Raw genomic sequence first — 20064 nt, forward strand, 5'->3', positions numbered from 1 at the left:
TCAGGACCAGTCGTGGCGCGGTGGTTTGACGCCGTTGAGCAGCCAGTTGCCGACCACGTGGTATTTCCAGCGCACCGGGTCATGCAGGGTGTGGACCCGGGCGTTGCGCCAGTGGCGGTCGAAGTTGTGCTTTTTCAGGGTCGAGCGGGTACCGCCGAGTTCGAACAGCTTGTTGCTGGCCTCGATGGCGATTTCGGTGGTCAGCACTTTAGCCTTGGCCACGGCCAGCGAGGCCAGCGCGACGTTGTCTTCATCAGGCGCCGGACGTGCGGCGTCGAGCGCCCAGCCGGCGCGTTCAAGCAAGGCTTCGGCGGCTTCCAGACGGATTTCCAGTGCGCCGATCTGAATGATGGTCAGCGGATCTTCGCTGGCCTTTTCCACACCCGCATCGATCCATGGCCGCGCAAACTGGCGGACGAACTCAACCGTATCGCGCAGCGCCGCCCGGGCGATGCCGGCGTCGATGGCAGCGGTGGTCAACTGGGCGAAAGGCCCGGCCAGGGTCGGGCTCTCGTAGGAACGGTACGTCGGAAACAGATTGAAGGGCGCCACTTGCAGATTTTCCGCCAGCACCGTGCCGCTGGAGGTGGTGCGCTGACCGATGCTGTCCCAGTCGTCGACGATCACCAGCCCTTTCGTACCGCGCTCGACGAAGGCCAACTGGCCCTTCTGCTCTTCATCCAGCGCCAGCACCGCCAGCCAATGGGCGTAGAGCGAACCGGTGCAATAGCCCTTGCGACCGTTGATCACGAAGCCGTCGCCATAACGGCGGAGGGTCGCCTGAATGTCCTGCACGTTCTTGCCGCCGGTTTCCGACAGCGCATTGGCGAAGCGATGACCTTGCAGCGCCAGCTCAAAGAAATGCGCTTGCTGGGCCGGGGTGCCTTGCAGGCGGATGTCTTCGAGCAGGCAGTAATGGTTTTGCGGGATCTGCCCGAGGGACGGATCGGCGGCGGAAATGATCGCGATCACCTGGGCCAGTATGGCGTAGGACACCTGCGCGCCGCCGTATTCCTTCGGCACGGTGATGCCCCACAGGCCACTGTTGGAAAACAGGTCGACGACCTCGGCGGGCACTTCGCGGTTGCGGTCACGCTCGGCGGCGTGTTCCTGCAAGACGGCGGCGACCTGCACAGCCACGCGCAAGGCTTCGGCATCGTCGGCAATCCGGTGGGCGGCCGGCGGGTTGATCGGATAAACGGCAGATTCAGACATGGATGACTCTCGGTATCGGTGTTGTACCGGGTCATTGCAGCTTCTGTGCCTGACGCAAAGGCCTTGTTTTACGGGGGGCTGCAGCGGAACTTCAGGGCGTCTGGCGATGAAAACCCGCGCACTCTGTTGCTTCGCTGTCGATGGCTGAACAGTGGGAGGCCTGCTCGTCGGCTACTCGGTCACGACGGCGGCACGGATCTATAGTTGAGCGACCGGCAATCCCGGCGAAGGCACACCTCAATCTCTAATAAAAACCAGGCAACAAATAACAGGGAGTACCGCCATGAGCGTCAAACCCATTCCCGAGGGGTATCACAGCATTACCCCGTACCTCGGCATTCACAAAGCTGCCGAAGCCATCGATTTCTATAAAAAGGCGTTCGGTGCCACCGAAGTCATGCGCCTGAGCATGCCCGACGGCGGCATCGGCCACGCCGAACTGCGCATCGGCGACAGCGCGATCATGCTCGGCTCGCCGTGCGATCAAGGGCCGTTGAGCAATCCGGACAACGCAGTGTCGGTCGGCCTGCATCTGTACGTGACCGATGTGGACAAATCCTTCCAACGCGCACTGGAGGCCGGCGCCACCTCGGTGTCCGAGGTCAAGGATCAGTTCTACGGCGACCGCAGCGGCACGTTGAAAGATCCGTACGGGCATCTGTGGTTCCTGGCCTCGCGCAAGGAGGACCTGACCCAGGCGCAGATCGAGCAGCGGGCGAAGGAAATGTTCCAGCAGAGCTAACTACGCCGAGTGTCCATTCCCGCGCGGCGCGCGGGGATGGGCGAACACGATTCATGAACCGTCGAATCACGCATCACGTCTTGTCATGAACGCCCGGCGATTTCAGGATGCAGGCCACTCGCCTGAATAAAGGATCACCCGATGTTTGCCGGATTCGTCAAAGACCAGCGCCACGTCAACGGTGTGGATATCGCCTACCGCTTCGGCGGCAGCGGGCCGGGCCTGCTGCTGTTGCACGGGCACCCGCAGACCCACGTCATCTGGCACAAGATCGCCGAGCAACTGGCGGAGCACTTCACGGTGATCGCCGCCGACCTGCGCGGTTATGGCGACAGCAGTCGCCCGCCGGCCGATGAGGCTCACCTCAATTACTCCAAGCGCGAGATGGCCCGCGACGGCGTGGAATTGATGAAGGCGTTGGGTTTCGAGCACTTCTCGATCCTTGCCCACGACCGTGGCGCGCGGGTTGCCCATCGCCTGGCGCTCGATCATCCCGAGGTTGTGCAGCGCATGGTCCTGCTCGACATCGCGCCAACGCTGGCGATGTACAGCCAGACCAATGAAGCCTTTGCCCGCGCCTACTGGCACTGGTTCTTCCTGATCCGCCCGGCACCGTTGCCGGAAACCCTGATCGAAGCCGATCCCGAAGGTTATCTGCGCAGCGTCATGGGCAGTCGCAGCGCCGGGCTTGCACCCTTTACCGACGAGGCGTTCAGTGAGTACCGGCGTTGCCTGGAACGTCCCGGCAGTGCTCGGGGGATCTGCGAGGATTACCGCGCCAGTGCCGGCATCGACCTGGAACATGATCGCGCCGATCTCGCGGCCGGTCGTCACCTGAACCTCCCGTTGCTGGTGCTGTGGGGCGCCGAGGGCACCGTCGGTCGCTGCTTCGATCCGCTCGGGGAATGGCAGCAGGTTGCCACCGATGTACGCGGCAAGGCCCTGCCGGCCGGGCATTACCTCGCCGAAGAAGTGCCCGAACTGGTGCTCGCCGAGGCGCTCGACTTTCTCCGCTGATTCCCCTCCTCGATCCGGCGGAATCTGCCGTCGGACCGCTTCGCCTCCCCCGCAGAAATTCGCCCACGCGGCATCAAGATGTAATCGCGAAACATTTACTTTCATATCGTTCATCGGGAATTGCTTCGGTCATCCGTCTTATAGAGATGCGGGCCGGTCGCGTAGGCAAAAGCCACGACCGGCCTTTCAGGGACTCCCGTGCTGCGAAGCCCGTAGTACCGCTCCCTCTCACTGAATCAAGACCCGTCATCATGTCGAAGAAATCCCGCTCGAAACTGTGGTTCCTGGTACACAGCTGGCTGGCATTGCCGATCTGGTTTTTCGTTCTGATCGTCTGCGTCACCGGCACCCTGGCAGTGGTCAGCCAGGAAATCGTCTGGCTGGCCAACCCGCAAATGCGCGCCAGCGCGCCGTCCGACGACGCACCATTGCTCAGCTACGACCAGATCCTCGCCGAAATCAAAAAAGCCGAACCGCAGACAGTGGTGCAAAGCATCAACCGTCCGGACGAGTCGCACTTTGCTCTCGACGTCGACGTCAGCTATCCCGACGGCCGCTCGCTGACCGTCTACGTCAACCCGTACACCGGCGTGATTCAGGGCACGGCACCGAGCTTCAACTTCAAGGCGTTCACCCGCGCACTGCATGGCTGGTGGCTGGTGCCGTTCACCAACGGCTTCAGCTGGGGCTGGTATCTGGTGTCGTTCCTCGGCCTGCCGATGCTGGCTTCGCTGGTGACCGGGCTGGTGGTGTACAAGCGCTTCTGGAAGGGTTTTTTCCGCCCGACCCTGCGCTTCAATCACGGCGCACGGATCTTCTGGGGCGACTTCCACCGCTTGAGCGGCATCTGGTCGATCTGGTTCATCGCGGTGATTTCGATCACCGGCACCTGGTTCCTGATTCAGGCGCTGCTGTTTGACAACCAGATTTCCATTTCCAGCGAGCCGATCGTCCCGGCCATGTCCCGCGAAGCCGTGCCACAGTCCAACGATGGTTCGCCACCGCCGCGTATCAGCCTCGACCGCGCCATCGAAATCGCCCAGACGAAAATCCCCGGCTTCGAAGCCAGCTTCATCAGCCTGCCGGGCAATGCCTACGCGCACCTGGATATCGGCGGTCGCGGCTGGTACCCGCTGATGTACCAGACCGCCACGCTCAACCCATACAGCGGTGAAGTGGCGGCTTCGCGGCTGTTGTCCGATCGCACGTCGCTGGAGTTCGTCACCGAATCCATGCGCCCGCTGCACACCGGTGACTTCGGCGGTCTGTGGATCAAGCTGATCTGGTTCTTCTTCGGCCTGCTGCTGAGCATGATGGTCCTCAGTGGCCTGCTGATCTGGACCAAGCGCACCGCGCTGGCCACCGCCAACGCCCTCAAGCGCGAGCACAAGAAACAGCGCGTGCAGGCACAACCGGCCCTGCGCCGTGAAACCTCGGAGGCCAATCTGTGAGCAAATCCACTATCGTGGCTCAGCCTTCACGGCTGAGCGTGATCTGGCACAAATGGCGCTTCCACATCAACGTGCTGTTGCTGCTGATCCCCTTGGGCTTCATGCCCAAATACTTCGCCGATGCCTCGCTGTTTCGCGGTGACAGCGGACTGGGTGAACGGGAGATCGGCGAAATCCAGGTCGGTCCCTGGAGCCTGCGACTGGCCGAACTGCGTAATCAGGCACCGATCCTGACCGGCCCCGCCGGCTACATGAAAGATTTCAGCGCCGCCCTCTGCGACGCCTGCGTCGACCACGTCAAGGCGACGTATCTGCGCATCGGCAAACCTCGCAGCCTGCGCGCGGCCGGGGTGATTTTCTTCGGCACGCCGTACCGCATGGGCACCCAGTTGCCGGTTCCGGAAAAGACCGCTGCCGACGCCGAACTGTGGATCACCATGGAAGGCTGGGACGGCAGCATGCACCAAGCCTCGATTCCGCTGAGCCAGGCCTCGCCTGCCACCCTCGCCTGGCTGAACAAACAAGGAGCCAAACCATGAGCCACGCCCAACGCCCCTTCCGCTTGCTCCTGAGCAATGCCTTGCTGGTGCTGACTGCCGGTTTCAGCGCCGGCGTCCTGGCCCATAACCCGATGTGCGAGTGCAAGGCCATCGATGCCGAGCAGATCAAATGCACCGGCGGTTTCTCGGACGGCAGCGGCGCGCCGGGGGTGACCCTCGATGTGATCGGCTACGACGAAACCATCCTCGTGCCGGGCAAGCTCGGCGCCGATTCGACCCTGACCTTCAAGAAACCCGGCGCCGAGTTCTACGTGCTGTTCGACGCAGGTCCCGGCCACGTGGTCGAAATTGACCAAGCGGATATCGAAGCCCCATGACCACGCCGACTACCCAGGTTGTCCGCCCGGCCGGTGCCGGGCACGAAACCCTCAATGTGCTGCTGATGTGCCTGCTGATCCTCGCGATTGCCGGCTCGGTAGTGACATGGCGCGGCGTTTCCCACGAACCGGAGCCGGTCTCCAGCCATCAACTGGATGCCCGTCGCGACCTTGGCGCCAGCGAGCAGGGCATCTATGCCGATCTGCGCGTGACCCTCGACGAGATCCGCTTGCTGCGTGAAGAACAGCAAACGCTGCCAAGCCCGCAGAACCTGGCCGATGAAGGTTTTGCACCGTTCGCCCAGGACGCCAGCTCGGTCAGTCGTGGCGGCCATGCCTGGCAGTTGCTGGCCGACCGCGCCTACTTCGGCCACAGTCAGGCACCGGCCGTGGCCGGTTCGTTTCTGATGCGCCTGAACGACGCCGCGCCGGACATCTGGCTCAACCGCGCCACCGACCTGCAAGCGCCGAAAGACCTGTCAGACGCAGCGCTGACCGCTGCCGGATGGAAACAGATCGTCGCGCAATTCGATGCCGGGGTGACCCGCGAACATCGTCATTGAACCCTCGCCTTCATTCGAGAGAAGACCGCTTGCCCATGCCTAGTTCATCTCAACGCCGTCCTTTCCTGCGCCTGCTGCTGATCGGTCTGTGCGCCTGCCTGCTGAGTCCGCTGGCCAGCGCCGATCAGGCCAAGCGCCTGCGCATCGGCATCACCCTGCATCCGTATTACAGCTATGTGGCGAACATCGTCGGCGACAAGGCCGAGGTCGTGCCGCTGATTCCCGCCGGCTTCAACCCGCATGCCTACGAGCCGCGCGCCGAAGACATCAAGCGCATCAGCGGGCTGGATGTGATCGTACTCAACGGCGTTGGCCATGACGACTTCGCCGACCGCATGATCGCCGCCAGCGAAACGCCGAACATCAAGACCATCGAAGCCAACGAAAACGTGCCGTTGCTGGCCGCCACCGGGGTTGCCGCGCGCGGTGCCGGCAAAGTGGTGAACCCGCACACCTTCCTGTCGATCAGCGCCTCGATTGCCCAGGTCAACAACATCGCCCGTGAGCTGGGCAAGCTCGACCCGGACAATGCCAAGACCTACACCCAGAACGCCCGCGCCTACGGCAAACGCCTGCGGCAGATGCGCGCCGACGCCCTGGCCAGGCTGACCCAGGCGCCGAACGCCGAACTGCGAGTAGCCACGGTGCACGCCGCTTATGACTACCTGCTGCGTGAATTCGGCCTGGAAGTGACGGCGGTGGTCGAGCCGGCCCACGGTATCGAGCCGAGCCCGAGCCAGTTGAAGAAAACCATCGACCAATTGCGTGAACTGGACGTGAAAGTGATCTTCTCCGAGATGGACTTCCCCTCCACCTACGTCGAAACCATCCAGCGTGAATCCGGCGTGAAACTTTACCCGCTGTCGCACATTTCCTACGGCGAATACACCGCCGACAAGTACGAAAAGGAAATGACCGGCAACCTCAACACCGTGGTTCGAGCGATTCAGGAGTCCGGCGCATGACAGCTCAGGAAAACCTGTCGATAGCCAGCAGCGGCCCGACCCTGGATTTCGCTGACGTCAGCCTGACCCTCGGCCGCACGACGATTCTGGACAAGGTCACCTTCCAGGTGCAGCCCGGCAGCGTGCATGCGCTGGTGGGCCCCAACGGCGGCGGCAAGAGTTCGCTGATCAAGACCCTGCTCGGGCAGATGCCCCATCAGGGCCGGCTCAGTCTGCAATGGCCCGGCGAGCCCGGCACCATCGGCTACGTGCCGCAGGCGCTGGAGTTTGATCGCGGCCTGCCGATGACCGTCGATGATTTCATGGCCGCCATGTGTCAGCGTCGCCCGGCCTTCCTCGGCTTGAGCAAACGCTACGCCGGCGCCATCGGTGATGCGCTGGAGCGGGTCGGCATGCAGGACAAACGCAAACGCCGAATGGGTGCGCTGTCCGGTGGCGAACGCCAGCGGGTATTGCTTGCCCAGGGCCTGATTCCGGCGCCGCAATTGCTGGTGCTGGATGAGCCGATGTCCGCCCTCGACGAAGCCGGGATCCAGGTGTTCGAGCGTTTGCTGGGCGACTGGCGCGCGGCGGGCATCACCGTGCTGTGGATCGAGCACGACCTGGAAGCGGTCGGGCGTCTGGCCAATCGCGTCACTGGCCTTAACCGCCGGGTGCTGTTCGACGCCACGCCGCAACAGGCCCTGACCCCGGAACGTCTGCTGACCCTGTTTTCGACCCATCCACGGAGCGCTGCCTGATGAGTTACGAAGCCTTTCGTTTGACGGTGCAAGGCTTGGCCTCTTCCGGTTATCTCCCGGAAGCCCTGGCCTACGGGTTTGTGGTCAACGCGCTGCTTGCCGGTCTGCTGATCGGCCCGGTACTGGGTGGCCTCGGCACGCTGGTGGTGGTCAAGCGCTTCGCGTTTTTCTCCGAAGCGGTGGGCCACGCGGCGTTGACCGGCGTGGCCATCGGCATCCTGCTCGGCGAACCCTACACCGGGCCGTACGGCAGCCTGTTCGGTTACTGCCTGCTGTTTGGCATTCTGCTCAATTACCTGCGCAACCGTACCGGGCTGGCCCCGGACACATTGATCGGCGTGTTCCTGTCGGTGTCCCTCGCTTTGGGCGCCAGCCTGCTGCTGATTCTGGCGGGCAAGATCAACGTGCACATTCTGGAAAACGTGCTGTTCGGCTCGGTGCTGACGGTCAATGGCAACGACCTGCTGGTGCTGGCGATTGTCGGCTCGCTGGTCATGGCGCTGGCGCTGCCGCTGTACAACCGGATCATGCTCGCCAGCTTCAACCCGCAACTGGCGGCGGTGCGTGGCGTCGCGGTGAAGACCCTGGATTATCTGTTCGTGATTCTGGTGACACTGATTACGGTTGCCGCGGTGAAAGTCATCGGCGCGATTCTGGTCGGTGCACTGCTGGTGATTCCGGCGGCGGCTGCGCGCCTGCTCAGCCAGTCGCTCAAGGGCTTCTTCTGGTGTTCAGTGCTGATTGCCACGGTCAGTACGCTGTGCGGGATTCTCGCGCCGATCGTGTTCGACCTGCCGATTCCGTCCGGCGCCGCGATCATCCTGGTCGCCGGTATCGCCTTCGCACTCGCCGCGATTGCCCGGGGCGTCGTCCCCAGTCTGAAAGGGAACCTTGGATAAATGGCTTTTTCATTGCGACAACTGACCCTGGCCATCGCCCTCAGCGGCGCGGTTTCGAGCCCTCTGCTGGCGGCCGAGAAACCATTGCGGGTGCTGGCCTCGCTGCCGATCACTTATGGTCTGGGCGAAGTCCTGCTCAAGGGCACCGACATCAGCCTCGAACGCGCAGCACCGGCCAACCTGCCAGGCAGCCGCCAGACCGCCTACTTCACCGGTCGCGGCGCCCCCGCGCTTAGCAAACTGGCCACGGGCGCCGATGCAGTGATCGGCGTGCGCTCGCTGTGGGCCGATGATCCGCTGTACCCGATCGCCCGCCGCAGCAACATCCGCATCGTCGAAGTCGATGCTGCCCGCCCGGTGGACGGCGCCCTGCCCGGCATTGCCGTGCAACCGGGGCTCAACGTCGACGGCCTGAACAGCCAGCCGTGGCTGGCGAGCAACAACATGGGGCGCATGGCCGATGTGATGGCGGCGGATCTGGTGCGCCTGGCACCGAAGGACAAACCGAAGATCGAGGCCAATCTGGCGGCGCTGAAACAGCGTCTGCTGAAACTCAGTGCCGACAGCGAAGCGCGTCTGGCCAGTGCCGACAACCTGAGCGTGATCAGCCTGAGCGATCACTTCGGCTATCTGATCGGCAGCCTGAATCTGGAGTTGATCGGACAGGATGCGCGACCGGATGCCGAATGGACGCCGGAGGAGCTGAAAAAACTGACCGCGACTTTGAAAGACAACGACGTAGCAGTGGTGCTGCACCATCGGCAGCCGTCGGACGCGGTAAAAGCGGCGATTGCCGAATCGGGCAGTCATCTGCTGGTGCTCAGCACCGATGCAGCGGATCCGGTGGCAGAGCTGGAAGGGAATGTGGATGTGCTGCTCAAGGGCTTGAGCGGCGCCTGAGGTTCAGTGATCGTTCCCACGCTCTGCGTGGGAATGCCTCATTGGACGCTCCGCGTCCGCTTCGGAAGGGACGCGGAGCGTCCCGGGCTGCATTCCCACGCAGAGCGTGGGAACGATCGAATGCCGGACATGAAAAAACCCGCTGACTGATTCCAGTCCAGCGGGTTTCTTTTTGTCCGGCGCCTTACTGGGCAGCCGCTTGCGCTTCCATCTTCTGACGCAGGCTCAGCGGACGCATGTCGGTCCAGACTTCTTCGATGTAGGCCAGGCATTCCTTCTTCAGGCCGCTCTTGCCCACAGTGCGCCAACCTTCCGGCACGGCCTTGTAGTCCGGCCAGATCGAGTACTGCTCTTCGTGGTTGACCACGACTTGAAAGAGGATGTCCTCGCGGTCGAATACTGACGTCATGCTGTGTCTCCATCGCTGTAAGGGTGGGCTGCACGACGGTGCAGCCGGGTATGTAGAAAGAACGTTCGACGCGGCGAAAAATTTACAGGCCGGCGGTCGCAGCGCTCAACGCACGGCCGAAGATCTCGGCGACGCGGTCGATTTCCGCGGCGGTGATCACCAGCGGCGGCAGGAACCGCACCACCGCACCGTGACGCCCGCCCAGCTCCAGAATCAGCCCGCGCTTGAGACATTCGCGCTGAATCAGCGGCGCCAGACGTGCGAAGGCCGGTGGATGCCCCAGCGCATCCGGTGCGCCGTCCGGATCGACCAGCTCGACACCGAGCATCAGGCCACGACCACGAATGTCGCCCAGTTGCGGGAAATCGCGCTGCAGAACGCGCAGGTGTTCGCTCAGGCGTTCGCCCATGGCGGCAGCGTGTTCGCAGACCTTGTGCTCGACCAGGTAACGCATTACCGCGGAGCCGGCGGCCATCGCCATCTGGTTGCCACGGAACGTACCGGCGTGGGCGCCCGGCTGCCAGGTGTCGAGCCAGTCGCGATAAACCACCACGGCCAGCGGCAGGCTGCCGCCGATGGCTTTGGACAGCACCACCACATCCGGGGTGATGCCGGCGTGTTCGAAGGCAAACATCTTGCCGGTGCGGGCGAAACCGCTCTGGATCTCATCGATGATCAGCGCCACGCCGGCCTTTTCGGTGATGCGGCGCAGACCGCGCAGCCACTCGATGTCCGCCGGGATCACACCGCCCTCGCCCTGCACCGCTTCGACGATGACGGCGGCCGGCAATTGCACGCCGGCTTCGGGATCATTGAGCAGGTTTTCCAGGTAGCTCAGATTGGCCTTCACACCCGCCGCGCCACCGAGGCCGAACGGGCAACGGTAGTCGTAAGGGAACGGCATGAATTGCACGCCGTTGCTGAGCAACGCGCCCAGTGGTTTTTTCGGCCCCAGGCTGCCCATCAGGCTCAAGGCGCCTTGGCTCATGCCGTGGTAACCGCCGGAGAACGAAAGCACGGTGCTGCGCCCGGTGGCGGTGCGCACCAGTTTCAGCGCGGCTTCCACCGCGTCGGTGCCGGTCGGGCCGCAGAACTGGATTTTCGCTTCCTTGGCCAATGCCGGAGGCAGCAGGCCGAACAGGTCCTGCACGAATTGATCCTTCACCGGCGTGGTCAGGTCCAGAGTGTGCAGCGGCAGTTCATCGGCCAGCACCTGCTGTATCGCCTCGATCACCACCGGATGGTTATGCCCCAGCGCGAGGGTGCCAGCGCCGGCCAGGCAATCGATGAAGCTGCGGCCCTCGACGTCCTCGACGTACAGGCCCTTGGCGCGCTTGAGCGCCAGGGGAATGCGCCGCGGGTAGCTGCGGGCATTGGATTCCTGCCGGCTCTGACGGGCCAGCAACGGCGATTCATTGAACTGATACAGCGTTTCCGCCGGCGCGGAGGCGATCCGGGCCGACGACTCTTCGATAAGGCTGGTGGCGACTGACATCTCTCGACCCCTCAATACGCTATGGATAGTGACCAAAACTGCACACCGGGCAGGTGCGCGTTCCGGTCGCGGGGCGCACATGCAGGTTTTCCTGTTCTGGAAACGCACCAGCGTGTCGAGGATTTACACCCTTGATCGAATGTCAGGCCGACAATGCCAGCGGCTTGTGCATCGGCAGGGTCAAAACGCCGTGTTGCATGAAGGGAGACGCCGTTTCGCGATACCCCAAGCGCCGGTAGAACGCCGCGCCGGTTCGCGTGCTTGCAAGCGTGATGCATGGCCTGCCACGAATCCTCAGCCAACCCTCGAGATCGCCCATCAGCGCACGGCCCGCACCTCGGCGAAACCACTCCGGCTGCACGTGACAGAACATGACCTCGCCATGGGCTGCGGCCATGCCGACGCCGACGGGTTTGTCCTGCAGCAGCGCGATGTTCAGATAGTGATGGGGATCGGCGAGCCAGGCGCTGACGTGCTCCGCCGATTGTCGGCGGACCCAGCGGTCGACCAGTTGTGGGTCGTTGCGATGATCGAGCGCGCAACCGACGCGGATCGAACGCTCAAGGATCCTGCTGATGATGCCGGCGTCGGCGGGGGTGGCGGGACAGATATAGACGGGTGCTTCCATGGCGCTGTTTCCCTCAATCCATTGAGTCAAAGGCTGGGGCGACAATACCGTCACGGCCGGCGGATGACTAATGGAGAGAGGTTACATTTGATGTGCCCGGCAAACTGTCAGACCGGTTGCAGCGGCATGGTCAGCTCGACCCGCAAACCATCCGGACGGCTGTCGAAATGCAGGGTGCAGGCGCAGCGCTGAACGATCGCCTGGACAATCGCCAGCCCCAGTCCGCAGCCGGTGCTCTGGCCGTTGCGCCAGAAGCGCTGGGTCAGGTGTTGCAGATCGTCAGGGGCGATTCCCGGCCCATGGTCGCGCACCACAAAACGCACGCGATTGGCGCTGGTTTCCAGGCTCAGGTCCACCGCGCCGTCCGTCGGCGTGTGACGCAGAGCGTTGTCCAACAGGTTGCGCAGGGCCGCGATCGACAGCACCGCCGGCATTTGCAGCGGCGCAGCGGACAAGTGTTCAGGCAGATGCAGCCTGATGCGCTGACGCTGGTCGCTGGCCGAGTCCTGGATCGCCAGTTTCGCTACCTGCTCGGCGCTGCACTGCACACCGTCGTCGAACGACAGACTGCCTTCGACCCGCGCCAGCAACAGTAACTGCTCAAGGGTCCGATGCAGGCGGTCGGCACCCTCCTCGGCTCGGGCCAGAGACTGATCGCGGGCACTGCCATCGGTCATGCGCGCCACTTGCAGGTGGGTCTTGATCGCCGTCAGCGGGCTGCGCAGTTCGTGGGCGGCATCGCCGGTCAGGCGACGCTCGCGCTCGATGGTCTTGCCGATGCGCTGAAACAGTTGATTCTGGGTTTCGAGCAGCGGTTTCAGTTCGCTGGGGAATGACTGCAACTGCAACGGCTCAAGCGAATCCGCGTTGCGACGCATCAAGGCTTCACGCAAGCGGTTGAGCGGCGCCAACCCCTGGCCGATCCCCAGCCACAACAGGCACAGGCAGCCAAGCAGCGCCACGCCGACCGGCACCGAGGCCGCCAGCAGGATCGACATGTTCAGGGCTTCGCGCTCGATCACCCGGTCGGCGGTGGTAATACGCACATCGCCCCGGGCCAGGGTGAAGCTGCGCCATGGGGCACCGTCGATCATTTGATCGTGGAAGCCCATCTTCTGGGCTTCCAGCGCCTGTTCCGGATTGTTGTGGCTGCGAGCGAGGATTTCCCCGCGCAGCGAGCTGACCTGACAGGCCATGCCGCCGGGAATGTTCAACTGCTCGGCGCTGAAATGAGTGCCCTCGCCTTTGCTCGGGACAGCCGGCAATTGTTCCAGCAACCCGGCGACCATCCGCGCCGACGCCACCAAGCGCTGGTCGAGGGAAAACATCATCTGGTTGCGCAGGTCGCTGAGCATCCAGGCGGCCGCCAATGCCCAGATCAGCGCGAATGCGGCGCCGAGGGTCAGGCTCAGGCGCAGGCGCAGGCTCATCACTTGTCGGGTTCTCCGCCATCGGCCGGCCCCAGGCGATAACCCAGACCGCGCACGGTTTCGACGATGCCTTTGCCGAGTTTGCTGCGCAGGTGATGGATGTGCACGTTGAGCGCGTTGCTTTCCAGTTCATCGTTGAAACCGTAGACGCTGTCCTTCAACTGCTCGGTGGACAGCACCCGGCCACGGTTGTGCAGCAAGGCTTGCAACAACGACTGCTCGCGCCGCGACAGATCCACCGGACGCCCCGCCAGGGTGGTTTCGCGACTGCTCGGATCGTAAGTCAGCGCGCCGTGTTCGATCAGATTGACGCTGCGTCCGGCCACCCGGCGCAGCAGGGTTTGCAGGCGGGCGAACAACTCGCGCAGGTCGAATGGCTTGAGCAGGTAGTCGTCGGCACCGGACTGCAGGCCGTCGACACGGTCGGTGACCGAATCCCGCGCAGTCAGGATCAGGACCGGAATCTCCAGGCCTTGCTGACGCAGTTGTTGCAGCAACTTGAGGCCATCTTCGTCCGGCAGGCCGAGATCGAGCACCATCACGTCGAATTCGGCAACCTTGAGAATCGCCCGCGCCTTGGAGGCGGTGTTGACGTGCTCGACGGTCAGGCCCTGCGCCGTCAGCCCGGCGACGATCCCGCTGGCGATCAACTCATCGTCTTCGCAAACCAGTACGTGCATGGTGAGTCCCGTGGAAAAGTGCTGATTAGGCCGCTGGCCGATTAAGCCGACATTATGCCCCGAACGCCACCGCGACAAGGGCGTCGCGGTTAATCATCGGTTAATCGCCGCCGCCCATTGTGCCCCTCAATTGCACAGGGACAAGGCTCCTCCATGCGTCATTTTTTTCTGTTTTTTGCACTGCTGATTTCGAGTCTGGCCCAGGCAGGGAATGATCCATTTGCGTCAAAACCGGAGTTCTTGCCGGTCGACAAGGCATTCGTGCTGACCTCGCAACGTCTGGATTCCGGTGAGACCCAGCTGTTCTGGCAAATCGCCGATGGCTATTACCTGTATCAGAAGCGTCTGAAGTTCGACGGGCTGACGACACAAAACATCCCGGCCCTGCCCGAAGGCGAGTCCCACAGCGACGAGTACTTCGGCGAACAACCGGTTTATCGCCAGGGTCTGGAACTGAAGATTCCGGCGGCCGCCACGGGCCAGATCAAGGTCAGTTATCAGGGCTGTGCCGACGCCGGTCTTTGCTATCCCCCGCAGACGCGAGTGATCGACCTCGGCAGCAAAGCTGCCGCTGCGGCGACAGATGAAGCGCCGGATCAGGCACTGGCCAGCGGCCTGCAACAGCACTCGCTGGGCTGGAGTCTGCTGGTGTTCTTCGGCCTGGGTCTGCTGCTGGCGTTTGCCCCGTGTTCGTTGCCGATGCTGCCGATTCTGGCGGGCATGGTGGTGGGCAGCGGTGCTACGCCGCGTCGCGGTTTCGCGCTGGCCGGCAGTTATGTGGTTTGCATGGCCCTGGTGTATGCGGCGATGGGCGTTATTGCCGCGCTGCTGGGGGCCAACCTGCAGGCGTGGTTGCAGAACCCGTGGCTGCTCGGGACGTTCGCGGCCGTATTTGTGGTTCTGGCGTTGCCGATGTTCGGCTTCTTCGAACTGCAATTGCCGGTGGCCCTGCGGGATCGACTGGAACACGCCTCGCGCAGCCAACGCGGCGGCAGCCTGATCGGCGCCGGCGTATTGGGCGCGCTGTCCGGTCTGCTGGTCGGCCCGTGCATGACCGCGCCGCTGGCCGGCGCTCTGCTCTACATCGCGCAAAGCGGCAACGCGCTGCACGGCGGCCTGATCCTGTTTGCTTTGGGCATCGGCATCGGCGTCCCGCTGCTGTTGCTGGTCACGGTCGGTAATCGCTTCCTGCCCAAGCCCGGCGCGTGGATGAATCTGCTCAAAGGCGTGTTCGGCTTCCTGTTCCTCGCCACCGCGCTGCTGATGCTGCGCCCGGTGCTGGAGCCGTCGCTGTGGTTGGGCCTGTGCGGCGCGCTGCTGTTGATCGCCGCTTACAGCGCCTGGAAACAGTCCGATGGCTTTGGTCGCGTGGCGCAGCTGTTCGGTGCCGGTTCGCTGTTGCTGGGCCTGTGGGGCAGTCTGCTGGTGGTCGGGGCGGCGGGTGGCAGTGACGATCCATATCAGCCGTTGCAGGTATACAGCGCCGGACGCGTCGGATCTGCGGCGCCCAGCGGCCACGAAGCCTTCACGACGATCAAGGATCCCGCCGCCCTGCAACGCGAGTTAGACGCCGCCAAAGCCCAGGGCCAGTGGGTGCTGCTCGATTACTACGCCGATTGGTGCGTGTCGTGCAAAGTCATGGAGAAACAGGTGTTCGGCCAGGCGCGGGTGATGCAGGCCCTGAGTGATGTGCGCTTGCTCCAAATCGACGTCACCGCCGACAATGCCGCCAGCCGCGAATTGCTCGGTCGTTATAAAGTGCCTGGGCCACCGAGTTTCGTGTGGATCGGCGCCGACGGTGAAGAGCGCCGCAGCCAGCGCATCACCGGCGAGGTCGATGCCGATACTTTCCTGCAACGCTGGACCACCATCCGAGACGCCCGTTAATGCTGACCTTCACCCTCGGCACCTTTGCCATCGCACTCAATCACTTGTTGCTGATCAGCGCGCTGGCACTGGCGACCTTCGTCGGCTGGCGGGTGGCCAAGCGCGGCGGTGACAATCCCGAGTCGGCGCTGTTCAGCCTGTTTCTGCTCGGCATGCTGGCGGCGCGCATTGCGTTCGTCGCCGTGTATTGGGGGCACTATCGCAACGACCTGTGGCAGATCATCGACCTGCGCGACGGCGGTTTTCTCGCCTGGCCGGGGGTGATCGTGCTGTTGGTCGCGGCGTTGTATCGCGGCTGGCGCCGGCCGGGTCTGCGTCGACCGCTGGGTTTCGGTGTGGTCAGCGGTGTGGTGTTCTGGGTGATGGCGACCCTGTCGCTGAACATCTACGAGCAAGGCACGCGCCTGCCGGACATCACTCTGCGCAACGCCGCCGGGGAAACCGTGAAACTCACCGACTATCAGGGCGGGCCGCTGGTGATCAACCTGTGGGCGACCTGGTGTCCGCCGTGCCGCCGGGAAATGCCGGTGCTGGAAAACGCTCAGCAACAACGCCCGGACCTGACGTTCCTGTTCGTCAACCAGGCCGAAAGCATGCAAAGCGTCGCCACGTTTCTCGAAACCCAGGGTTTGAGCCTGAACAACGTGCTGTTCGACCGCAGCGGACGCCTCGGCCAGGCCGTGGGCTCCATGGCCCTGCCGACTACCCTGTTCTATAGCCCGGACGGTCGCCTGCTGGGCAGCCATTTGGGCGAATTGTCCAACGCCAGCCTGGCCCGTGCCCTGGAAAGCTTCGACACCCCGGCCTCCAGCCCGAATCCGGCCACCTCTTCTTCAAGGAAACTGCCATGCCCCGCCTCCGCCACCTGCTGACGCTGACCCTGGGCGCCGCCCTGCTGCACTTGCCGTCGGTCCAGGCCGCTGAAGAACTGCCTGAAGCGATCAAGAAGATCGAAGCCAAGGGCGCCAAGATCGTCGGCCAGTTCGACGCGCCGGACGGCTTGCGCGGTTACGCCGCGCAATACCAGAACCGCGGCATGGCGCTGTACCTGACGCCGGACGGCAAGCACGTGCTGCTGGGCAACCTGTACGACGCCGACGGCAACGACCTGAGCAGCGCACCGCTGCAAAAACTGGTATACGCGCCGATGGCCAAGGAAGTCTGGGCCAAGTTCGAGGCCAGCAACTGGATTCAGGACGGCAACAAGGATGCACCACGCACTGTGTACCTGTTCAGCGACCCGAACTGCCCGTACTGCAACATGTTCTGGGAACAGGCCCGTCCATGGGTCAAGGCCGGCAAGGTGCAGCTGCGACACATCATGGTCGGCATCATCCGCGAAGACAGCCCGGCCAAAGCCGCTGCCCTGCTCGCCGCCAAGGACCCGAGCAAAGCCCTGGAAGATCACGAGAAGGCCGGCAAGGCCAGCACCCTCAAGGCCTTGAAGGACATTCCGGTCGCCGTGCAGACCAAACTCGCGGCGAACATGCAGTTGATGGAAGACCTGGAGTTACAGGCCACCCCGGCGATCTTCTATATGGACGACAAGGGCGAACTGCAACAACAGCAAGGTGCACCGACGCCGGACAAGCTGGCGAAGATTCTCGGCCCGAATTAATGACAAAAGCCCGCTCTCAGGAGTGGGCTTTGATTGTGGCTCGAAAAATCAACCACACATTGTGAAGAAGTCGAGGAAGCTATAGTCCTCGCATATCACTTTCATGGACTTGATGCGTGTTTGCGGTGGCGCCACGAAGTCAATCAATTGATGCAGTGCTCCGCCCTCGCTATGGCCGTGGTATTCCTTCCTCCCCAAGGATGCACCATTGGCATCGAAGTATTCGACGACGCCTTTAAGATGCAGGTAAGTCCAAGTGAAAGAAATTCGATCGTAGTCCGCCTGAAATTCAAACTGGATGTGTTGAGGCGGCGATATAACGCTCGAGTTGATGCACATGCCGAAAGAGAGTCCTTCCAAGAACCCCACAATGGTGGAGCCAAAACGCATGATGCCTGCCGATCCTGCCCCCTCCAGCAGCGTGATCGACATGGTGGGCAAGGTGAAAGTGTATTCGTCAGCGGCGCTGACAATTTTTACTTCATGACCATCAAAATTTTCCACATGAACATAACGTTGCTTCTGCACCGTTACTCGAGTGATGGGTGACGGCCGCACGATTTCGTCCCGCAAGACCCTGTAGCTCACGTCAACCGTTTCACCTTCATTGGCAGCCACTGCCGACGCACTCACGGCGACTTTAACCTCGCCTGATGAATTGCCATCAATCGTTTTCAGTTCAGGTGTCCCCTCGCCCGCAGTGCCAAGCCACAACGGCATGATCCTGTCGGCAGGACGCATGTCCTTGTACTTGATGACGATCATCGCTTCGTCCGGGACCAGCGCCGGATTCAGCACGTCGTACAGTGTCTGTTCAACAATCGGTGCCGGTAAATCGGTGTCGGATTTCAGCAGAAGTTCTGTCCAGCGCGGCAATTCATGCGCGGTGTCAATATTCGGACTTTTGTCGAACGCGACAAACACCTCTAGCGTCAGCGCCGATTTATCGTCAAGCCGAGTCAAAAAGCTTCGATCAATAGTCAACTCCAGACCGTTGCTCACCTGCTCGGATGTCACTTCCAGCGCCTTGACCAAATCAAGCGTTTCGTGGGTTGGATAATTGCGCTGTCCGACAACGCTGATCCAGATGCGCTGCCCAGGCGCGATGAACACCCAAGGTGAAAGCAGAACGCGCGCGTTGCCCGAAAACCTGCGCAAGTCCAGAAATACAGTACCTTCGATCTTGACGACATCGGGTAACTGCGGTTCCGGCAACTTGGCGGGAGGAATGTGTTCTACCGTCAGATGACGTGTATGGGAAAGCTTCACTTCTTCATTCAAGCTTGCTTTGTACCAGATTTGCACGGTTTTACCGATCGACTCACCGATGACCGACGCAGGGATGAAAACCTCAGCGGGAAGCGAAGCGTCCTTCGACTGAGTGGTAAATTCCTCGATATGGCCGGGCCTCGCCCAGAAGAGCTGGACACTATGTGCCGTACTGAGCCCTGGAAAATCGATTTGAACAGTTGTACCGCCCAAAAAGTCGGTAGGTTGTAATGTTGAGTGCGGAGCATCAGGTACCAATGGAACCGGAAGCTCAGGAACATTTGCTGATTGGCTGGACATGACGACTCTCCTGTCGGCGATCACACGATTCAGCCCACACTGGGCGAGACCATTTAATGCCTGCTCAAGAAGAGCGCGCTACTGTCAGAGTTGACAGTAGCGCGGGACGCAGAAAGGTGATTCAGTCGACGGAAGGGTTCTGTTCAGACAAAAAGGTAAACAACACCTCAGTCACAAACCCGGGATTCTCCAGATTGGAGATATGCCCGGCCTCCGGCACCAGCACACACGGGCAACCAATCAACTCGGCCATTTCCCGTGCTTCCGACGGCGGACGTGGTTTGTCCTGATCGCCACAGACCACCAGCGTGGTCGCCGCATTCAGCTCGCCCAGACGCGGCAACAGGTCATCACGGCCAAAGGTGATGCGTCCCATCGGCACGATGCTGTCGCGCAGGCGTTCGGCCGAATAGCCGGCGAGTTTTGCGCGGAAATCCTGATACAGCGCCGACGCCCGATCGATGCCCGGACGGAAGAAGATCGGCACCACGATATCCAGCAGTTGCTCGGAGATTCCGCCGCTTTCCTCGATCTGTTTGAACAGCGAGAAATAGTACTGGCGGGTCGGCTCCGGCTCGACGCCGACGTAAGTGTCCATCAGCACCAGACCGTTGAGCCGCTGCGGCGCCGACAACGCCAGACGCACGCCCCACATGCCGCCGACCGACAACCCGACCAGCGTGACCCGGTCGATGTCCAGATGATCGAGCAAGGTCAGCGCCTGACGGGCGATGTCATCCAGCGAAGTAGTGCCTTGCGGCAAGCGCCCGGATTCACCGTGGCCCCACAGATCCAGGGCAATCACCCGGTAGTTCGCCGACAGCGCTGCGATTTGCGGGGCCCACATGGCCTGGTCCCACAGGTAGCTGCCGGCCAACAACACCGCCGGGCCCGTGCCTTGATCAATGTAGTGAAGCGCCTGTCCGTCAACCGTGAAAAAAGGCATGGATAACCCCCGTGGCAAAGAAACTGGAGCACG

Annotated in this window: 21 protein-coding genes; 13 read left to right on the plus strand and 8 right to left on the minus strand. The window is 62.5% G+C overall.

The annotated features are described in order from the left end of the window. The gene (locus ACKUG4_RS18685) at positions 1 to 1215 is read right to left on the minus strand and encodes an SfnB family sulfur acquisition oxidoreductase (RefSeq protein ID WP_445434594.1); all 1215 of its coding nucleotides are present in this window, start codon (positions 1213 to 1215) and stop codon (positions 1 to 3) included. Between the two features lie 283 nt (positions 1216 to 1498). Here ACKUG4_RS18685 and ACKUG4_RS18690 point away from each other — a divergent pair, with 283 nt between their 5' ends. The 10 genes from ACKUG4_RS18690 (at position 1499) to ACKUG4_RS18735 (ending at position 9369) form a co-directional block, all read left to right on the plus strand. Then, the gene (locus ACKUG4_RS18690) at positions 1499 to 1957 is read left to right on the plus strand and encodes a VOC family protein (RefSeq protein ID WP_064598209.1); all 459 of its coding nucleotides are present in this window, start codon (positions 1499 to 1501) and stop codon (positions 1955 to 1957) included. 141 nt (positions 1958 to 2098) lie between these two features. Further along, on the plus strand, positions 2099 to 2974 hold the full coding sequence (locus ACKUG4_RS18695) for an alpha/beta fold hydrolase (protein ID WP_445434595.1): 876 nt from the start codon (positions 2099 to 2101) through the stop codon (positions 2972 to 2974). A gap of 251 nt (positions 2975 to 3225) precedes the next feature. Next, entirely contained in the window at positions 3226 to 4425 is a 1200-nt protein-coding gene (locus tag ACKUG4_RS18700; protein ID WP_064598213.1) for a PepSY-associated TM helix domain-containing protein, read from the plus strand. After that, on the plus strand, positions 4422 to 4964 hold the full coding sequence (locus ACKUG4_RS18705) for a PA2404 family protein (RefSeq protein ID WP_236191418.1): 543 nt from the start codon (positions 4422 to 4424) through the stop codon (positions 4962 to 4964). Before ACKUG4_RS18700 ends, ACKUG4_RS18705 begins: the two co-directional genes overlap by 4 nt. Beyond that, positions 4961 to 5302, plus strand: coding sequence for a hypothetical protein (locus ACKUG4_RS18710; RefSeq protein WP_064598217.1), 342 nt, complete (start codon positions 4961 to 4963; stop codon positions 5300 to 5302). Before ACKUG4_RS18705 ends, ACKUG4_RS18710 begins: the two co-directional genes overlap by 4 nt. Beyond that, positions 5299 to 5865, plus strand: a complete 567-nt coding sequence (locus ACKUG4_RS18715) for a DUF6162 family protein (RefSeq protein ID WP_064598218.1) — start codon at positions 5299 to 5301, stop codon at positions 5863 to 5865. Before ACKUG4_RS18710 ends, ACKUG4_RS18715 begins: the two co-directional genes overlap by 4 nt. A 35-nt stretch (positions 5866 to 5900) precedes the next feature. After that, a complete protein-coding gene (locus tag ACKUG4_RS18720) occupies positions 5901 to 6830 on the plus strand; it encodes a metal ABC transporter substrate-binding protein (RefSeq protein ID WP_085612246.1) in 930 nt (309 codons plus the stop codon). After that, positions 6827 to 7570: a metal ABC transporter ATP-binding protein gene (locus tag ACKUG4_RS18725; protein WP_064598222.1), complete on the plus strand. Its 744-nt coding sequence runs from the start codon at positions 6827 to 6829 to the stop codon at positions 7568 to 7570. The genes ACKUG4_RS18720 and ACKUG4_RS18725 overlap by 4 nt, the downstream gene beginning before the upstream one ends. After that, positions 7570 to 8469, plus strand: coding sequence for a metal ABC transporter permease (locus ACKUG4_RS18730; protein WP_445434596.1), 900 nt, complete (start codon positions 7570 to 7572; stop codon positions 8467 to 8469). The genes ACKUG4_RS18725 and ACKUG4_RS18730 overlap by 1 nt, the downstream gene beginning before the upstream one ends. Next, on the plus strand, positions 8470 to 9369 hold the full coding sequence (locus ACKUG4_RS18735; RefSeq protein WP_445434597.1) for a metal ABC transporter substrate-binding protein: 900 nt from the start codon (positions 8470 to 8472) through the stop codon (positions 9367 to 9369). A 184-nt stretch (positions 9370 to 9553) separates the two neighbouring features. On the opposite strand, the gene ACKUG4_RS18740 is transcribed toward ACKUG4_RS18735, so the two are convergent. The 5 genes from ACKUG4_RS18740 to ACKUG4_RS18760 form a co-directional block, all read right to left on the minus strand. Further along, positions 9554 to 9778: an MbtH family protein gene (locus ACKUG4_RS18740; RefSeq protein WP_007917715.1), complete on the minus strand. Its 225-nt coding sequence runs from the start codon at positions 9776 to 9778 to the stop codon at positions 9554 to 9556. An 82-nt stretch (positions 9779 to 9860) separates the two neighbouring features. Further along, complete coding sequence (locus tag ACKUG4_RS18745; RefSeq protein WP_445434598.1) at positions 9861 to 11273, minus strand: aspartate aminotransferase family protein; 1413 nt, start codon at positions 11271 to 11273, stop codon at positions 9861 to 9863. Between the two features lie 142 nt (positions 11274 to 11415). Further along, the gene (locus ACKUG4_RS18750) at positions 11416 to 11901 is read right to left on the minus strand and encodes a GNAT family N-acetyltransferase (protein ID WP_041475378.1); all 486 of its coding nucleotides are present in this window, start codon (positions 11899 to 11901) and stop codon (positions 11416 to 11418) included. Between the two features lie 107 nt (positions 11902 to 12008). Further along, entirely contained in the window at positions 12009 to 13331 is a 1323-nt protein-coding gene (locus ACKUG4_RS18755) for an ATP-binding protein (RefSeq protein WP_041475379.1), read from the minus strand. Beyond that, on the minus strand, positions 13331 to 14011 hold the full coding sequence (locus ACKUG4_RS18760) for a response regulator (RefSeq protein WP_011335250.1): 681 nt from the start codon (positions 14009 to 14011) through the stop codon (positions 13331 to 13333). Before ACKUG4_RS18760 ends, ACKUG4_RS18755 begins: the two co-directional genes overlap by 1 nt. 153 nt (positions 14012 to 14164) lie before the next feature. Here ACKUG4_RS18760 and dsbD point away from each other — a divergent pair, with 153 nt between their 5' ends. Genes dsbD through dsbG form a run of 3 tightly spaced genes read left to right on the plus strand, consistent with a single transcriptional unit; the run spans position 14165 to position 17516 of the window. Next, entirely contained in the window at positions 14165 to 15898 is a 1734-nt protein-coding gene (gene dsbD / locus ACKUG4_RS18765; RefSeq protein ID WP_445434599.1) for a protein-disulfide reductase DsbD, read from the plus strand. After that, positions 15898 to 16770: a TlpA family protein disulfide reductase gene (locus ACKUG4_RS18770; protein ID WP_445434600.1), complete on the plus strand. Its 873-nt coding sequence runs from the start codon at positions 15898 to 15900 to the stop codon at positions 16768 to 16770. The genes dsbD and ACKUG4_RS18770 overlap by 1 nt, the downstream gene beginning before the upstream one ends. Next, positions 16746 to 17516: a thiol:disulfide interchange protein DsbG gene (dsbG, locus tag ACKUG4_RS18775; RefSeq protein ID WP_064598235.1), complete on the plus strand. Its 771-nt coding sequence runs from the start codon at positions 16746 to 16748 to the stop codon at positions 17514 to 17516. The genes ACKUG4_RS18770 and dsbG overlap by 25 nt, the downstream gene beginning before the upstream one ends. A gap of 48 nt (positions 17517 to 17564) precedes the next feature. On the opposite strand, the gene ACKUG4_RS18780 is transcribed toward dsbG, so the two are convergent. Further along, positions 17565 to 19085 carry a hypothetical protein gene (locus ACKUG4_RS18780; protein ID WP_445434601.1) on the minus strand — a complete coding sequence of 507 codons (1521 nt, stop codon included), beginning with the start codon at positions 19083 to 19085 and terminating at the stop codon, positions 17565 to 17567. A gap of 121 nt (positions 19086 to 19206) precedes the next feature. After that, positions 19207 to 20031 (minus strand): alpha/beta fold hydrolase, encoded by an 825-nt coding sequence (locus ACKUG4_RS18785; protein ID WP_064598240.1) that lies wholly within the window; start codon positions 20029 to 20031, stop codon positions 19207 to 19209. Positions 20032 to 20064 lie beyond the last annotated feature (33 nt).

This window comes from Candidatus Pseudomonas auctus (assembly GCF_048654275.1).
GTDB lineage: Bacteria > Pseudomonadota > Gammaproteobacteria > Pseudomonadales > Pseudomonadaceae > Aquipseudomonas > Aquipseudomonas pharyngis.

Coding starts and splice junctions, on each gene's coding strand:
- ACKUG4_RS18760 (WP_011335250.1), bottom strand. CDS start 14,011: ATGCACGTACTGGTTTGCGAAGACGATGAGTTGATCGCCAGCGGGATC.
- ACKUG4_RS18685 (WP_445434594.1), bottom strand. CDS start 1,215: ATGTCTGAATCTGCCGTTTATCCGATCAACCCGCCGGCCGCCCACCGG.
- dsbG (WP_064598235.1), top strand. CDS start 16,746: ATGCCCCGCCTCCGCCACCTGCTGACGCTGACCCTGGGCGCCGCCCTG.
- ACKUG4_RS18755 (WP_041475379.1), bottom strand. CDS start 13,331: ATGAGCCTGCGCCTGCGCCTGAGCCTGACCCTCGGCGCCGCATTCGCG.
- dsbD (WP_445434599.1), top strand. CDS start 14,165: ATGCGTCATTTTTTTCTGTTTTTTGCACTGCTGATTTCGAGTCTGGCC.
- ACKUG4_RS18740 (WP_007917715.1), bottom strand. CDS start 9,778: ATGACGTCAGTATTCGACCGCGAGGACATCCTCTTTCAAGTCGTGGTC.
- ACKUG4_RS18725 (WP_064598222.1), top strand. CDS start 6,827: ATGACAGCTCAGGAAAACCTGTCGATAGCCAGCAGCGGCCCGACCCTG.
- ACKUG4_RS18770 (WP_445434600.1), top strand. CDS start 15,898: ATGCTGACCTTCACCCTCGGCACCTTTGCCATCGCACTCAATCACTTG.
- ACKUG4_RS18785 (WP_064598240.1), bottom strand. CDS start 20,031: ATGCCTTTTTTCACGGTTGACGGACAGGCGCTTCACTACATTGATCAA.
- ACKUG4_RS18720 (WP_085612246.1), top strand. CDS start 5,901: ATGCCTAGTTCATCTCAACGCCGTCCTTTCCTGCGCCTGCTGCTGATC.
- ACKUG4_RS18750 (WP_041475378.1), bottom strand. CDS start 11,901: ATGGAAGCACCCGTCTATATCTGTCCCGCCACCCCCGCCGACGCCGGC.
- ACKUG4_RS18745 (WP_445434598.1), bottom strand. CDS start 11,273: ATGTCAGTCGCCACCAGCCTTATCGAAGAGTCGTCGGCCCGGATCGCC.
- ACKUG4_RS18700 (WP_064598213.1), top strand. CDS start 3,226: ATGTCGAAGAAATCCCGCTCGAAACTGTGGTTCCTGGTACACAGCTGG.
- ACKUG4_RS18735 (WP_445434597.1), top strand. CDS start 8,470: ATGGCTTTTTCATTGCGACAACTGACCCTGGCCATCGCCCTCAGCGGC.
- ACKUG4_RS18715 (WP_064598218.1), top strand. CDS start 5,299: ATGACCACGCCGACTACCCAGGTTGTCCGCCCGGCCGGTGCCGGGCAC.
- ACKUG4_RS18695 (WP_445434595.1), top strand. CDS start 2,099: ATGTTTGCCGGATTCGTCAAAGACCAGCGCCACGTCAACGGTGTGGAT.
- ACKUG4_RS18780 (WP_445434601.1), bottom strand. CDS start 19,085: ATGTCCAGCCAATCAGCAAATGTTCCTGAGCTTCCGGTTCCATTGGTA.
- ACKUG4_RS18690 (WP_064598209.1), top strand. CDS start 1,499: ATGAGCGTCAAACCCATTCCCGAGGGGTATCACAGCATTACCCCGTAC.
- ACKUG4_RS18730 (WP_445434596.1), top strand. CDS start 7,570: ATGAGTTACGAAGCCTTTCGTTTGACGGTGCAAGGCTTGGCCTCTTCC.
- ACKUG4_RS18710 (WP_064598217.1), top strand. CDS start 4,961: ATGAGCCACGCCCAACGCCCCTTCCGCTTGCTCCTGAGCAATGCCTTG.